Here is a 15887-nt window from a genome sequence, read left to right as displayed (position 1 = left end):
CTTTACTTTTTTTATCAAAATGTTACATTGATCACACTTTTATGTACGATAAAGGAGTAAGTGTGAAAACGTTACAGTTATCAGCAAGCATGATAAATCTTGATTTATCTGATACTCTTTTTTCAGAACATACCGATTGGTCGGTATTATTATCGCATAGCATTTCACGTGTTGATGTACTTAATGATTTTAGAATTAAGCGTGCTTTAACTGCCAATAATTCACGATTCCAGCACGTTTTTTCCCTTTTACCTCTTCTTATCCATACAAATATCCCGGAATTACCTGCATATACGAAGAATGTGCCGAGCGGTATTGCTCATTTTGCATTATCCGAATATCAGAAGCAGTATCTTTCTGGTATGTCTTTGCCTGTGAGTTGTACTTTAGAGTTTGAAGATAGTCCTGCCTTTGATGCACTTTATTCAATGGGAAGTACCGGTTCAATTACACAAACTAGTCTTTCTGATCTTGATTTATGGTTATGTTATTCTGATCGATTAAATGCGATGGAATATCAACTGATAGAACAGAAATTGGCAAAAATTAAGCAATGGGCAAAAAGTTTTGAGGTTGAGATTAACTTCTATTTAATGAATCCGACTCACTTTAAGGCACATTTATATCATGATGAGTTAAGTGAAGAACATAGTGGATCGGCACAGCATTATTTCCTGTTAGATGAGTTTTATCGCTCTACGATACGTATGGCTGGCAAGCGTTTACTCTGGCAACATTTACCTGATGGCTTATACCAAAAATATTTAGCTTCCGATGCTTTTAATGCAGAAGAATGGATCGATTTTGGGGATTTTTCCTCACTTTCCACCAATGAATTTTTTGGAGCAAGCCTTTGGCAGCTTTATAAAGGTATTGACTGTCCTTATAAATCGGCAATCAAAATTTTATTGCTTGAAAGTTATGCGGATACTTATCCGCAAACCAATTTAATATCGAAACAGTTTAAGCAAAAATTATTAGGATCGTCTGCTTGTACATATCATTTTGATCCTTATTTAGCAATGTTGGAACAAGTTACTGATTATCTAACTGAACGAAAAGAAATGTTAAGGCTTTCTCGTTTACGGATGTGCTTTTATGTGAAAGCGAGTGAAGGTGAAAAAACGGAAACTTGGCGAACACAGGTATTGAGAGAATTAATTGATGGTTGGAATTGGAATCTGCAAGAACTGAATTTATTAGATAATCGGCAAAGTTGGAAAATTAAACAAGCGGTTACTCATCAACAAATTATCGTTGAGCAATTGTTGCAAAGTTATCGTAATTTAATTCATTTTGCCCGTAAATTTCATATTGATCCGAGCATTTTAACCAGTGATATAGATACGTTAATGCGTAAGCTTTATTCCGTATTTGAGATCTTACCAGGAAAAGTACCATTGATTAATCCGCAAATTGCCCATAATTTAGCGGAAAATGCGGTCACTTTTATTGAGGTACGAGAAGGTTCTGCAATGCAAGCAGGTTGGTATATGATCAACCAAGCACCGAAAAGCCCTTATGATTCGGTACACCGTTACGTTAGACATGGTAAGAATCTCACTAAATTGGTGGCTTGGGGGTATTTTAACGGCGTGATTACTTCGAATACGCAATTACATCTCGTTAGCCGTAGTCTAGAGCTATCTCGTTTACGCCAGTTTATTACCGATTTACGTTTATCATTTCCAGTTAAAGCACCAGAAATGTCAGATGAAGACTTATTGCATCCGAATGAAATTCGTAATCTTGTTCTCGCTATTAATTTAGTCAATGATCCAACACAAAGATTAGTCAAGACACGGAGAGCAGTTCAGCCAAGCGATTTATTTAATTTCGGTTCTACTCAGCAAAGTTTGGTCGGAAGCGTGAGTATTATTTATCGCAATTTATGGAATGAAATTCGCACTCAGCATTTTGAGGGCGATGATGCTATTTTAAAAGCGTTGAAGCTGATTTCGAATAAAATTTATCGTAGTTCCGCATCTCCGCAATCGGTCAATGTATTCTGTTATAGCCGACATTTAAATAGCGAGCTACGAGATGCTATTGCGGATTTGGTGCATAAATGTATTACGATCCAAACTGGCACTATTTTACCTAAACAACGTTTAGATACTTTGAGAGTCGCCGGAAAAACGTGGCAATTTATTTTTGGTAGACAGAAAGTAGATATTCAGCAAATAGAAGAACAAGCGGTTGAATTTAAGCAAGATTTTGCTCACACCAACGTGAGTCAACAATCACCGCAGGTGACTTCCAGCTTTCCTAAAACGATAGAGGAATTTGCAAGTGAAGGATTTTTACAGTTCTTTTTTGAGGATAATTCGGATGGGAGCTTTAACGTCTATATTCTTGATGAAAAAAATGCGTTAGAAAGCTATTACAATTGTTTTGGTGCTAAGGAAGATAAAGTAAGAGAAATTAATCGAATACATACGGGAAAATATAATCAGAGTGCCGAATCGGAAAGTTTTAACTTTCCTCAATTTTATCAGCTGATAAAAATGAATGATGAAATACAGATTGTACCGTTTCAAAGCAAACAACATCGAGAATATCTGCAACAATCTCAAGAACGATAGTGATTAATTTATTTTGGAAAGTTTATGTCGATAGATATTGCACATTTAGCAAATTCAGAGTTAGGAAAAATAGTTGCACTCCTCGCAACCAGTATAACGATTGTTCCGCTTTTTAAACGAATTGGTTTGGGCAGCGTACTCGGTTATTTAGTCGCTGGTTGTTTGATCGGCCCTTCCGTATTAGGCTTATTTCAAGATCCACAAGCTATTGTCCATTTAGCCGAATTAGGGGTGGTCATGTTCCTCTTTATTATCGGTTTGGAAATGCACCCTGAATTATTGTGGAGTATGCGTAAAGCGATTTTTGGACGAGGATTCTTACAAGTTGCCAGTTGCGGTACGTTACTGACGTTTGCTGGTATTTATATTTTGAAACTATCGCCAGAGGTTGCTTTTATAGCAGGGGCAGGTTTTGCATTATCTTCTACCGCAATTGTGATGCAAATGTTAGAAGATAAAGGGATTGCTAGTACCTTAAAAGGGCAAAGGATTGTTTCGACATTATTATTTGAAGATTTAGCGATTGTACCGTTATTGGCATCTATTGCATTTTTAGCACCGGAACAGGCAAGTCAAGAACAAACTTCCAGTCTGACCTCGATCGGGATTGCTGTAATCGGCGTTATTATTCTGATTGTCGGTAGTAAATGGGTTATGAATCCATTATTCCGAATGATTTCAAAAGCAAAAGTGCGTGAAATGATGACTGCCGCCGCATTATTAGTGGTATTAGGTGCGGCATTATTAATGGAAATGAGCGGACTTTCTATGGCGATGGGGGCTTTTGTTGCAGGCGTTATTTTATCTGAATCATCTTTCCGTCATCAATTAGAAGCGGATATTGAACCGTTCCGTGGCTTATTACTCGGCTTATTCTTTATGGGTGTCGGTATGTCGCTCGATCTGAATTTTGTTTTCAATGATTTAGTTTGGTTGTTAAGTATTGTGGCTCTATGCGTTTGCGGTAAGGCATTGGTTGTGTATTTAGTGGCGAGATTAACTCGTTTAACTCATCAGGAAGCAATGATGAGAATGTCAATTATGGCACATGGCGGTGAGTTTGCATTCGTGCTATTTGCCGCAGCAGCTACGGCTGGGCTATTAGATGAAGATCAGCAAGCGACCTTTACTGCTGCGGTCATTGTATCGATGCTGATTTCGCCTTTAGTGGTATTGTTGGTGCAACGTTTGATGACTCGTAAAGCAAGCCAAGAAACCCTGAATATGACCGGCATCGAAATTGCGGAAGATTTAGAAAATAACGTATTAGTGATCGGATTTGGGCGTTTTAGCCAAATTGTGTGTCAAACGTTGTTAGCAAGGGGTATTACCGTCACCGTGATCGATTCTAATACTGACCGTATTCGAGCGGCAGCCAGTTTCGGTTTTAAGGTTTACTATGGTGATGGTACGCGTTTAGATGTATTAAGAGCAAGTGGTTTAGCCAAAGTAGATTGTGTCGTGTTAGGAATTAACAATCCAGCAAGAAGTGCCTTGATTGTTGAACAAATTAAACAAGAATTTCCATTAACACCAATTTTCGCCCGTACTTATGACCGTCATAGTGCCATTGAGCTGACCAAGTTGCACGTGGATTTTCAAATTAGAGAAACTTTTGAATCAGCATTGTTATTGAGTAAAGCGGCAATGGTCAAACTGGGGATTGATGAAATAGAGGCAAACGAAGTGATTGAAAGTGTTCGTTCACTAGATAAAGCCCGTTTTAAAGAAGAATTGATTTATGGCACTTCAGCTGAGTTGATTCGCAAATATTTCACACCAAAACCGTTTGTTCAGCCACAGCAGGAAGCTGAAGCGTTAAATGAACACGCTGCAGAAATCTTAGCGGATGGCGAACAAAACGATAAACCGGTTGAAAACCAATCAAAGGATGTCACTGTAAATCCTATCGATTAAAAGTCGTGTTTGATCAAAACTTTTTGTTACAAGGGCGAGTTGGTCGCCCTTTTCGTTTACATAGCCGTAACAAATCTTTATGATTAATCTTCTGTGATCTTAAGCGGTGATTTTTGCAAATATTTTTGCAAGGTTATTTTATTTATTGTAGTAGGTTTTTATGCTCCCGGAGTTGGGTTATTTTGCATTAATTTTAGCGGCAGCGGCAGCTGTTAGCCAAGTGGGATTATCATTGTTGGGTGAGGTTACAAAAAAGGCTACCTTACTTCAATATAATATGTTGCTAAGCTATGTTCAGACTTTTAGTTGTGTACTCTCTTTCGGCATACTTGCTTACGCTTTTTTAAGCGATGATTTTTCGGTTATTTATGTTGCACAACACTCTAATAGTCAGCTACCTGATTTTTTTAAATTCGCAGCGACTTGGGGCGGACATGAAGGATCGATGCTGTTTTGGTTGGCGGCATTGACACTTTGGACTGGCGTATTTTGCTTATTTTCCGATAAATCAGACCGCTTATTTATTAATAGAACGTTAGCAATGCTAGGGCTAATCAGCCTTGGCTTTATGCTGTTTATTCTACTGGTATCGAATCCATTTGAGCGTAGCTTCCCACCACCGCCGGAAGGTCGTGATCTGAATCCAATGCTACAAGATGTCGGGTTGATCTTTCATCCTCCGTTACTTTATTTAGGCTATGTTGGTTTTGCGATAAGTTTTGCGATGATTGTTGCGGCCTTAATGGATGGGGTGTTAGATGCGGCAATAACTCGTTGGATTCGTCCTTGGACAATGATTTCTTGGGGATTTTTAACCGCTGGCATTATACTCGGTGCGTGGTGGGCATATTATGAACTTGGCTGGGGGGGCTGGTGGTTCTGGGACCCGGTAGAAAATGCTTCATTAATGCCTTGGTTATTAGGCACGGCTTTAGTGCATAGCCTGATAGTGAGTGAGCAACGCGGTATTTTTAGTTATTGGACAATTTTACTGGCGATTTTTGCCTTTGCGTTAAGTTTATTAGGCACATTTATTGTTCGTTCCGGCGTATTAACTTCAGTTCACGCTTTTGCGGTTGATCCGGACAGAGGAATGGCATTACTGATTCTTTTTTCAGCCTCAGTTTTATTGCTCTAGCCTTATTTGCTTTCCGTGTAAACCTATGGCAAGGCGAAGTAAAATTTCAATTCTTTTCAAAAGAAACTGCTTTTTTACTCTTAAATGGCTTATTGAGTGTGGCAGCTTGCGCTGTATTACTTGGTACATTTTACCCGATGATTTTTACTGCCATGGATTGGGGATCAATTTCAGTCGGTGCACCTTATTTCAATAATGTGTTTGCACCATTGGCATTGTTATTGATGATCGCAATGGGATTGGCGGTGGTATTACGTTGGAAACAAGTTCCGCTGAAACAGATTATGTTGAGATTGTGGTTAATACCTGTTGCGATTGGCGTTTCCTTGTTACTGGTTCAGCATACGATTTCTCAAACAAAATTACATCAGATAGAAGTATTACCAACCATTTTTATGAGCCTTGCAGTTTGGATTATTGTGACTCACATTCCATATTCGGCAAAATTATTACAAATTAGACCGCTTGCAATGCGTTTGGCTCATATCGGTTTTGCCATTTGTGTCATCGGTGCCATGATGAATAGTTATTATGGCGATGAAATTGGCGTACGTTTAAAACCGCAACAACAAGCAGAATTAGCTGGTTTTACTTTCAAATATGAAGATTATCAAGATGGGATCGGTGCCAACTATACGTCTGAAAATGCGATTTTCTCGATCAGTAAATCGGATAAGTTATTGTCGACAGTAGTCGCAGAGCGTCGTTATTACGATATTCGAACCATGACGATGGCGGAAGTAGGCTTATATCACCACGGTTTAGATGATATTTATATTGTGATGGGCGATAAATTCGGCAATCTTGAATATGCGTTCCGCTTACATTATAAACCTTATGTGAGAGCGTTATGGCTAGGCGGAATCATAATGGTTTTAGCCTCTATTTTAGCTTTATTCGGTTATCGTCGTAGATAAAAGAGATGGTGGAATGAATATGAAAAAAGTTTTTTTGTTTTTACCTTTGTTATTACTGGTTGCATTAGTCGGTTTTTTGACTGTGCCTTTAATGAATAAAGATGCTTTATCACCTACCGAAGATTGGCGAGATAAGCCATTCCCGGAATTTGTCGGAAAAAGTCTGTTGGATCATAATGCACATATTAATAATAACAGTTTGCCGAAAGAGCCTTATATTTTGAATGTTTGGGCAAGCTGGTGTACTTGGTGTATCAAAGAATTTCCGATTTTATTAAAACTAAAAGAGCAAGGTGTACCTATTGTCGGATTAACCTATTCGGATCAACCGAATGATGCGAGAGAGGCACTAGGGCGATGGGGAAATCCGTTTACATTGATTATTGATGATTACGAAAAAGGTTTTTTGATTCAAACTTTAAAAGTATCTTCAGCACCTTCCAGTTATTTAATTGATAAACACGGCATTGTCCGTTATCAGCAAAAAGGCTATAACCCTGATTTTGAAAAAGACTTTTTACCTCGTTTGAACGCGTTGCGAGAGGAAAAATAATGATTAAGTTTTTGCAAAAAATGACGTTAATTTTACCGCTTATATTCAGTATGCCTCTTAAAGCAGAAATGGTGGATACATTTCAATTCCACAATGAAGCTGACCGAGTACGAGCCGTTGCTTTAGCAAAATCCTTACGTTGTCCTCAGTGCCAGAATCAGAATTTAGTCGAATCTAATGCAACAACAGCATATAAATTACGGCTTGAAGTCTATGAGATGGTCAATCAAGGTAAAAGCGATGATGAAATTATTCAAATTATGACACAGCGTTTTGGACATTTTGTAAATTATAAACCGCCGTTTAATTCGCAAACTTGGGCGTTATGGGGTATCCCGCTCGGTTTATGTTTAATTTTACTGAGTGCGATAGTGTGGCGAACTAAAAAACGTAAATAAAAATGAAAACAAGAGATCAGTTTAATCAACAAAATTATCAGCAAGCGGTTAAATTTGCGGAATCTTATTCAGTGGATCTGAAGCAAGAATATTTAGCAGAAACGCAAGATCGTTACCAATTTGAACAAATGCAAAAGAGTCATCGTTTGGAAAATATCACTCAAAAACGACCGCTTGCCACACTGGGATTGTTGGTATTATTGGGTGTAGTTACAACTTTAATCTATTGGCAAACAGATCGTTATCAAATTGTCCGAACCGGTACACAAATGCACCAAGCATTTCAGGTACAAACTGCATTGGAAGATAAAGAACAGAAGAATTATCGTTATATAACTAATTTACAGGATCGTTTACGAGAAAATCCGAATAATGGCGATTTATGGTATGAATTAGGTCAAGCGTATGCACTGAATAATGATTTTGATTCTGCATTAGTTTGTTATGATAATGCTCAAAAAGTATTAGGGGAAAAGGCATCAATACTTGGTGCGATGGCTACTGCCGAATATTATGCTAACCATAAAAATTTATCGGAAAAAGCACAACAATGGATTGATAAAGCCTTGAAAGTGGATGCTAAAGAAAGCTCAAGTTTACTTTTATTGGCTTCCGATGCCTATGCTAAGAAAAATTACCAACAAGCAATAGATTTCTGGCGTAAAGTGTTAGATAGTGATAATGATGCTATTGATCGTAAAGCGATTATTTATAGTATTCAAACTGCAAAAGAGATGTTGAATTAGTTTAAGGGAGCAATTGCTCCCCTTTTTATCTACTTTGAATCATTTGGTACTCATCACTGTTTTCCGGATCTCCTTTTTTCCATTCCATCTTTCCGTATCTTCCTAATGAATGATCGATTAGTTTAATTTGTTCTAATTGAATTTCCCAAATATCCAATGAGTCATCTGTATAGGGCTTAAAAGCATTGTTATATATTCTCCTTGCATTTTGAGCGGATTCGCCCTCTAAACAATAAGATTTTCCTAAAAATTGAATGCCTTGTAATAAGGAATGAAAACGTGTCGGAGTATAAATTGTTCCAGAGATACAAGGATTTTTATATAGGATTTGAGCGTGCTTAGTTTGATTAGATGTGAGGTATATCAGACGATCATATTCCGGATCGAATTTATAAAAACAAATAAATGACCAAGGCTGATTATTTTCACAGCCAGAGATAGTACATAGATATTTCTTATGGAGAATATTAGTGATACGTCTTTGCATTTCTCCTCCCCAATAATGTAAGTTTAGTCAGTCTTATGTGATTTAATATAGCATAATTTATAATGTTTTATATTGTTTGCAATCAATAATGTTATTTTTTGTTGGTGTAATGTCAAAATTTACAATTTTATGGGTTGCTAAACGTAATAAGATAAATATAATTAAGAATGGTTTTTATTTGTAATAAATATAAAATATTAATAAATTTAATTAAAAGGAGATCTTATGACCACAAATCGCCAAGACGTACTACAAAATCGTTTAGGACCTGAAATTCAAGAATTAAAACAAAGTATTCAGACTATTGTGCTTTCAACGGTAGATAAAGCTGGTAAGCCGAATGTGAGTTATGCACCTTTTGTCATTAATAATGGTGAATATCAAGTGCTTATTTCGACGATTGCACGTCATGCTCGTAACTTAATGGAAGTTCCGAAAGTGTCATTAATGTTGATTGATGATGAAGCTAAAAGTCGCCAAATTTTTGCACGTCGCCGTTTAACTTTTGATGCGAGTTCACGTTTAATTGAGCGTGAGGGAGAAGAATGGGAAAGTGGTTTAAAAGCACTAAAAGCTCGCCATGGTGATTTAATTGATGAGCTTGCAAAAATGAAAGATTTTAAATTATTTAGCTTTAAACCTATACAAGGTCTTTTTGTGAAAGGTTTTGGCAAAGCATTTGAAGTAAGTGCCGATGATCTAGTGAATTTTGTTCACTTAGATGAAGGGCATAAAACAGAATAAATATATGACGAAATATTTACTGTGCTAGTTTGATTAGCACAGTTTTTTATCTCACATAAAGGAGAATGATTGTGATTAATTTTCGCTTTAATCTGTCTGTTGCAACATTGTGTGTTTTACAATACAACATTGCATTAGCAGAAGAACAAATCCAGTTAGATACTATTATCGTTAAAGAGGGTCTTCAGCAACAAAAAATTTCTGAAATCAAAAAATCTGCAAAACAACTTGCTAAACAACAGGTGCAAGACTCTCGAGATCTAGTACGTTATGAAACCGGTGTGACAGTAGTTGAAACAGGACGTATGGGTAGTAGCGGTTATACAGTACGAGGGGTTGATGAGAACCGTGTTGCCATTACTGTAGATGGCTTACATCAAGCGGAAACGCTTTCATCTCAAGGATTTAAAGAATTATTTGAAGGGTACGGTAACTTTAATAATACGCGTAACTCAGTAGAAATTGAAACATTAAAACAAGCGACTATTCGCAAAGGTGCAGATTCTGTACGTGTCGGTAGCGGTGCTTTAGGCGGAGCGGTAATGTTTGAAACCAAAGATGCTCGTGACTTTTTAACGGAAAAAGATTACCACTTTGGTTATAAAGCTGGTTATTCAAGTGCGGATAACCAAAAAGCAAATTCACTTACGTTTGCCGGTCGTTATAAAAATTTCGATATTCTAGCACTAAAAACTTGGCGTGACGGACATGAACTAGAGAATTATGATTATAAGACAGCAAACGGCAATTTACAGGGGAAAGAACGAGAAAAAACCGATCCTTATGCCATTAAAAAAGAGAGTACCTTAGTTAAATTCGGTTATTCTCCGTCAGAGAATCATCGTTTTAGCGTAGTGGCGGATCTATATGAAAAGAAAAATCGAGGTCACGATTTTTCTTATACTTTAAAACCTACTACATATATCGATGCTGATGAATATGAACTACGTCATACGAATGATAAAAGCAAGCGTCAAAATTATGCGTTTGTATATGAAAACTTTAGCATCAATCCATTATGGGATAGCCTAAAACTGACTTATTCTACTCAGAAAATTAAGAACAGAGCGAGAATAGACGATTATTGTGATGGAAAGCATTGCAAAGAAACGGAAAATTTAGCTGATTTACAGCTAAAAGACGGTAAAGTCGTCGATAGAGATGGTAAGACACCACAATTAAGTGTTGAACCATCATCAGGACTAACAATGATCACGGACTCAAAAGGCACTTATACTGAGGGTCTAGAGTTAGTGAACGATTATTGGTTTGATTGTAATGCCTTCGATTGTAACTCACCGATTACCGCTTATAAAAAAAGTTATGATAACTCAATTCGTTTTGGCGAGGTAAAGCTTAATAAGATATATACTAACGAAAAGGGACATAAGTTTGCTACGCTTACTCGTAAACAGGATTTTTATAGTGTTTTGCTTCCAAGTAGTAAAGGTTATACGGAGAATATTTATTCAGAACGAGATTTAGATACTGAAACTAAGCAAATTAATTTAGATTTAACTAAAAATATCTTGTTATTTGGTCAAGACCATTCTTTTGAATATGGCGGTAGATATAATCAAACAGAGAAGAAAATGGTTAATCACAGTGGCTTTAGTGCTACGGGAAATACGCAATGGTGGGCAAGACGTTTTTTAGGCGTAAAAACAAATTACTTTAAGAATGGGGAAGAGGAAGCGATTACTTGTAGTAATGCTTCGGGAAGTGATCAATGGAACGGTTTACTTTGTCCTAATCAAGATACTTTTTCATTTTTAATTCCAGTTGAAGCAAAAAATAGCTCGTTATATTTTGCGGATAATGTAAAAGTGAATGACTATTTTAGTTTTGATTTAGGGTATCGTTATGATCATATTCGATATAAGCCTCAATATATTGCCGGTAAAACGGCGAAGATTCCGAATGATATGTTACAAGGTATTTTTATACCGTTACCGAATAATCCCTCAAATGAGCAGATTCGCCAAAATGCGGAAGAAAACATTAAATATTTATCACGTAATGTGAAATATCAAAAACATTCTTATTCACTAGCAACAACGGCTGATCCATTTAGTTTCTTTCGTGTGCAACTAAAATATGCAAATGGATTTAGAGCACCAACTTCCGATGAGCTTTATTTTACCTTTAAGCATCCGGATTTTACGGTATTACCGAATGTAAATTTAAAAGCTGAGCGTGCCAAAACCAAAGAGGTAGCTTTAACTATTCATAACGATTTAGGTTTTATTACAGCCAGTTATTTTAAAACAAATTATGATAATTTTATTGATTTGAAATATCTTGGTCCTAAAAATTTAGTAAATGCTTTTGGTGGTAGTGCAACGGCAAGGCCTTATCAGATTTACCAAAATATAAATCGCCAAGATGCGAAGGTGAATGGTTTGGAAATTAATTCTAAATTGAACCTCGGTCAGCTATGGCAGGTCTTAGATGGGTTCAACGCAAGTTATAAATACACTTATCAAAAAGGAAAAATGGAAGGTAATTTACCGCTAAATGCGATTCAACCGAGAACTTCTGTGTTTGGTTTAGGTTATGTACATCCGGAAGATAAATTCGGGGTTGATATGTATGTTACCCGTGTAAGTGCGAAGAAGGCGGAAGATACTTACAATATGTATCATAGCGAAGAAAAGGCAAAAGACAGTTACTTAAAATGGCGTAGCGGTGCTTACACCTTATTAGATATGATTGCTTATGTTAAGCCGTGGAAAAACGTTACCTTACAAGCAGGTGTTTATAATTTACAGAATCGCAAATATCTGACTTGGGAATCTGTTCGTTCAATTCGTCCGTTTGGTACGAGTAACTTGATTAATCAAGCAACAGGTAAAGGATTAAATCGTTTTACCTCTCCCGGAAGAAACTTTAAGTTAAGTGCAGAGGTAACTTTCTAATTAAAATGCCCGATAAGTTATTGCTTATTGGGCATTTTTGCATAAAAATCTTAAAATTTAACCGCTTGTTAGAGTTTTACCGGCTCGATGATTTCGCTAGGGTAGCAACCTAATACTTTGACATAGCTGGTTACGCTTTCTAATGCGGTTAACGCTTGTTGAGTATTTTCGGAATGAATATTCGTTTGTAATTCTACATAGAACATTTCTTCCCAAGGCTTACCGTAAATCGGGCGAGATTCTAATTTGGTCATACGAATTTGATGCTGTTTGAATACCATCAAAGCGTCTACTAACGCACCGGCTTGTTGTGAAGTGGTCATCAGTAACAATGTTTTAGTTTGTAGCTGTGGCGAAACGTTAATCGCTTGTTTTGCGACTACAATAAAGCGTGTGATATTGTTTTGTTGGTTGGCAATATCAGTTTTGATATTAGTTAAACCGTAAAGTTTACCACCGTCCTCATTACCTAATGCGACAATATTCGGCTTATTCAAGCGGGCAACCATCTGCATTGCGTGCGAGCTACTTTCACAATATTTAATATGAACTTTATTTAGACGTTGAATAAATTGACTGCATTGTTGGATCACTTGAGGGTGACTATACAAGGTATCAATTTCAGCAAGATCAATATTACCGTTTGCCAATACACAATGTTTGATCGGGTAAGCCAGTTCACCAACCACTGCTAAATCAGTGTGTTGTAGTAAATCATATACATCATTGATTGAACCTGAGGTGGTGTTTTCAAGTGGAAGCACGCCAAATTCGGCTTCACCTTCACTCACTTTATCAAACACTTGTTGGAACGAATCACAACTCAATTCGATTAAAGAACCTTGATATTTTTTCGCAAATTGACGAGATGCCATATTGGAATAAGAACCACGCATACCTAAAAAGGCAATCGAGACATTTTGTTCTTTTTGCTCATTTAATTTATTTTGCAGATAATTTTGCTGAGTCAGCACGGAATCTTCGATAATGCGTTGGAAAATTTGTGTGACATATTGTGGATCTAATTGATAATTTTCTGCTTCGGCATAGCTCACTAGTGCTTGTAATAGCTCTTTTTCTCGTTCGATATCGCGTAGCGGCTTTTGAGTAATTTCTTTGCTACGTACCACATCAAAAGCGAGACGATGACGTTCGGCAAGTAATTTCAGTAAATGGCGATCAAGTTGGGTAATTTGCTGGCGGATATTGGATAAATCTAATGACATCGTGTTTTCTCTTAATTATTTGATTTATCAAGATTATAGCGATTTAGTCGATAAAAAAAAGACAAGCGGTCAAATTTGCAAGATTTTTTGCAAATTTGACCGCTTGTAAGAATAGAGCGGGGTTAGTTCGCAATACCTTTATGGCGTAATAATGCGTCTAAGGTTGGCTTACGGCCACGGAAACGTTCAAACAATACCATTGGTTCTTCCGAACCGCCACGAGTCAGAATATTATCTAAATAAGACTGACCGGTAGCTCGGTTGAAAATACCATCCTCTTCAAATTTTGCAAAGGCATCCGCCGATAATACTTCCGCCCATAAGTAACTGTAATAACCTGCTGCATAGCCACCTGCGAAAATATGGCTAAAGCTATGCGGCGTACGTACCCATTCTGGTGTGCGAATCACGGCAACATCCGCTTTTACCGCTTTTAATGTATCTAAAACTAAGCTTTCACGAGGTTGTGCTAAATGCAAGCGGAAATCGAATAAACCGAACTCTAATTGTCTTAGCACAAACATTGCTGCTTGAAAGTTTTTCGCTTTGAGTAACTGAGTTAATTTATCTTTCGGTAACGGTTCGCCGGTTTGATAATGCCCTGAAATAAATTCAAGCGCTTCTGCTTCCCAACACCAGTTTTCTAAGAATTGGCTCGGTAATTCCACTGCATCCCACGGTACACCGTTGATCCCGGCAACATCGCCGACATCAATTTGGGTGAGCATATGGTGGATACAGTGGCCAAACTCATGGAATAAGGTGGTAACTTCGTCATGCGTAAACAGAGCCGGTTTGTCGCCAATCGGTTTATTAAAGTTACAAGTTAAGTATGCAACCGGTTTTTGTAGCGAACCGTCTGCTAAACGTTTTTGGTTGATACAATCGTCCATCCACGCACCGCCACGTTTATTTTCACGTGCGTATAAATCTAAATAGAATGAACCACGTTCTTCGTTTTGCTCATCGTAAATTTGGAAGAAACGCACGTCTTCGTGCCAAGTATCAATACCGAATTTTTCTTCGATACGTAAGCCGAAAATACGTTTCATTAGTTCAAATAAGCCTGAAAGTACACGATCTTCCGGGAAATAAGGGCGAAGTTCTTCATCATTGATTGCATATAATGCTTGTTTTTGCTTTTCACTATAAAATGCAATATCCCACGGCTGAAGTTCGGTTACGCCGTATTCTTGTTCCACAAATGCGTGTAATTCCGCTAATTCTTTTTCACCTTGTGCTTTTGAACGTTTGGCTAAATCTTCTAAGAAATCGACAACTTGTTGCGGATTTTCCGCCATTTTCGTTGCTAAAGAAAGATCCGCATAGGTTGCAAAACCTAATAATTGTGCCATTTCTAAGCGTAATTTGAGTTTCTCATCAATATTTGCCGAGTTATCCCATTTGCCTGCATTTGAGCCTTGATCAGAAGCTCGGGTTGCATACTCTTTATAAATTGCTGCTCGTAGTTCACGGTTTTCGCAGTAAGTTAGTACCGGATAGTAACTTGGGAATTCTAAAGTAAAGCGGTAACCTTTTTTACCTTTGCTTTCTGCAGAAAGTTTTGCTGCTTCTAAGGCAGATTCAGGTAAACCTTTTAATTGAGCTTCATCCGTGATCACAATATCCCAGCCCATTGTGGCATCAAGGACATTATTACTGAATTGCGAGCTGAGTTCAGATAAACGGGCAGACACTTCGCCATAACGTTTTTGTTTATCCGCTGGTAACGAAATTCCTGAAAGTTCGAAATCACGTAGGCTGTTTTCAATCGCTTTTTTCTGTGCAAGCGAATAGTTCTCAAACTCCGGTGAATTTTTAAGTTTTACGTAGCCTTGATATAAGCCTTGGTGTTGTCCCGCCCAAGTGCTGTATTCCGAAAGTAGTGGTAAACAAGCTTGATAAGCTTCACGTAATTCCGATGAGTTTTTCACGCCGTTTAAATGACCGACAGGCGACCACGCACGAGAAAATTTATCACCAGCAATCGCTTGTGGCATATAGAAATTTTCCCAAGTCGGATTTTCAATTTGGGCAACTTGTTCAATCGTATCACGACATTCTTTAATGACGGCTTCTACTGCAGGTTGGATATGCTCCGGTTTGATTTGTGAAAATGCAGGTAAACCGGTGTAATTTAAAAGAGGATTAGACATTATTTATTTCCTTTTTCTTATCTGAAATATGTTGTTTAGTCTTATCATCATACACCAAAGTTTCATAGAAACAGAATAGCAGAGAGGTTTTTGGGGCATTTT

Annotated in this window: 10 protein-coding genes and 1 pseudogene; 8 read left to right on the top strand and 3 right to left on the bottom strand. The window is 37.4% G+C overall.

Translation table 11 applies throughout. The features are described 5' to 3' along the window. Positions 1–62: 62 nt before the first annotated feature. The 6 genes and pseudogenes from NYR60_RS04395 to NYR60_RS04370 all read left to right on the top strand — a co-directional run bounded on the left by NYR60_RS04395 (position 63) and on the right by NYR60_RS04370 (position 8254). Positions 63–2585, top strand: coding sequence for a class I adenylate cyclase (locus NYR60_RS04395; protein WP_279467918.1), 2523 nt, complete (start codon positions 63–65; stop codon positions 2583–2585). A gap of 24 nt (positions 2586–2609) precedes the next feature. After that, positions 2610–4502, top strand: a complete 1893-nt coding sequence (locus tag NYR60_RS04390; protein ID WP_279467917.1) for a monovalent cation:proton antiporter-2 (CPA2) family protein — start codon at positions 2610–2612, stop codon at positions 4500–4502. A gap of 160 nt (positions 4503–4662) precedes the next feature. Continuing rightward, a pseudogene (nrfE, locus tag NYR60_RS04385) lies at positions 4663–6557 on the top strand (heme lyase NrfEFG subunit NrfE). A gap of 19 nt (positions 6558–6576) precedes the next feature. Next, positions 6577–7110 carry a redoxin family protein gene (locus NYR60_RS04380; RefSeq protein WP_279467916.1) on the top strand — a complete coding sequence of 178 codons (534 nt, stop codon included), beginning with the start codon at positions 6577–6579 and terminating at the stop codon, positions 7108–7110. Further along, a complete protein-coding gene (nrfF, locus tag NYR60_RS04375; RefSeq protein WP_279467915.1) occupies positions 7110–7508 on the top strand; it encodes a heme lyase NrfEFG subunit NrfF in 399 nt (132 codons plus the stop codon). The genes NYR60_RS04380 and nrfF overlap by 1 nt, the downstream gene beginning before the upstream one ends. 2 nt (positions 7509–7510) lie before the next feature. After that, on the top strand, positions 7511–8254 hold the full coding sequence (locus NYR60_RS04370; protein WP_279467914.1) for a TPR domain-containing protein: 744 nt from the start codon (positions 7511–7513) through the stop codon (positions 8252–8254). Positions 8255–8279: 25 nt separating this feature from the next. Here NYR60_RS04370 and NYR60_RS04365 read toward each other — a convergent pair whose 3' ends face one another. Further along, complete coding sequence (locus NYR60_RS04365; RefSeq protein WP_279467913.1) at positions 8280–8741, bottom strand: pyridoxamine 5'-phosphate oxidase family protein; 462 nt, start codon at positions 8739–8741, stop codon at positions 8280–8282. 225 nt (positions 8742–8966) lie between these two features. Between NYR60_RS04365 and hutZ the strand changes: the two genes are divergently transcribed. Beyond that, positions 8967–9485 (top strand): heme utilization protein HutZ, encoded by a 519-nt coding sequence (hutZ, locus tag NYR60_RS04360; RefSeq protein WP_279467912.1) that lies wholly within the window; start codon positions 8967–8969, stop codon positions 9483–9485. Between the two features lie 65 nt (positions 9486–9550). Continuing rightward, positions 9551–12403, top strand: a complete 2853-nt coding sequence (locus NYR60_RS04355; protein ID WP_279467911.1) for a TonB-dependent hemoglobin/transferrin/lactoferrin family receptor — start codon at positions 9551–9553, stop codon at positions 12401–12403. Between the two features lie 68 nt (positions 12404–12471). On the opposite strand, the gene NYR60_RS04350 is transcribed toward NYR60_RS04355, so the two are convergent. Both NYR60_RS04350 and prlC read right to left on the bottom strand, forming a co-directional pair. Continuing rightward, complete coding sequence (locus NYR60_RS04350; RefSeq protein ID WP_279467910.1) at positions 12472–13629, bottom strand: chorismate mutase; 1158 nt, start codon at positions 13627–13629, stop codon at positions 12472–12474. 122 nt (positions 13630–13751) lie between these two features. Continuing rightward, the gene (prlC, locus tag NYR60_RS04345) at positions 13752–15785 is read right to left on the bottom strand and encodes an oligopeptidase A (protein ID WP_279467909.1); all 2034 of its coding nucleotides are present in this window, start codon (positions 15783–15785) and stop codon (positions 13752–13754) included. Positions 15786–15887 lie beyond the last annotated feature (102 nt).

Source organism: Actinobacillus genomosp. 2, assembly GCF_029773605.1.
GTDB lineage: Bacteria > Pseudomonadota > Gammaproteobacteria > Enterobacterales > Pasteurellaceae > Actinobacillus.
The sequence above is the reverse complement of the archived record's forward strand: the minus strand, read 5'-3'. Positions and strand labels throughout refer to the sequence as shown.

What these genes read in the sequence shown, in the direction of transcription:
- NYR60_RS04390 (WP_279467917.1), top strand. Translation starts at nt 2,610, where the DNA reads ATGTCGATAGATATTGCACATTTAGCAAATTCAGAGTTAGGAAAAATA.
- NYR60_RS04380 (WP_279467916.1), top strand. Translation starts at nt 6,577, where the DNA reads ATGAAAAAAGTTTTTTTGTTTTTACCTTTGTTATTACTGGTTGCATTA.
- nrfF (WP_279467915.1), top strand. Translation starts at nt 7,110, where the DNA reads ATGATTAAGTTTTTGCAAAAAATGACGTTAATTTTACCGCTTATATTC.
- NYR60_RS04370 (WP_279467914.1), top strand. Translation starts at nt 7,511, where the DNA reads ATGAAAACAAGAGATCAGTTTAATCAACAAAATTATCAGCAAGCGGTT.
- NYR60_RS04365 (WP_279467913.1), bottom strand. Translation starts at nt 8,741, where the DNA reads ATGCAAAGACGTATCACTAATATTCTCCATAAGAAATATCTATGTACT.
- hutZ (WP_279467912.1), top strand. Translation starts at nt 8,967, where the DNA reads ATGACCACAAATCGCCAAGACGTACTACAAAATCGTTTAGGACCTGAA.
- NYR60_RS04355 (WP_279467911.1), top strand. Translation starts at nt 9,551, where the DNA reads ATGATTGTGATTAATTTTCGCTTTAATCTGTCTGTTGCAACATTGTGT.
- NYR60_RS04350 (WP_279467910.1), bottom strand. Translation starts at nt 13,629, where the DNA reads ATGTCATTAGATTTATCCAATATCCGCCAGCAAATTACCCAACTTGAT.
- prlC (WP_279467909.1), bottom strand. Translation starts at nt 15,785, where the DNA reads ATGTCTAATCCTCTTTTAAATTACACCGGTTTACCTGCATTTTCACAA.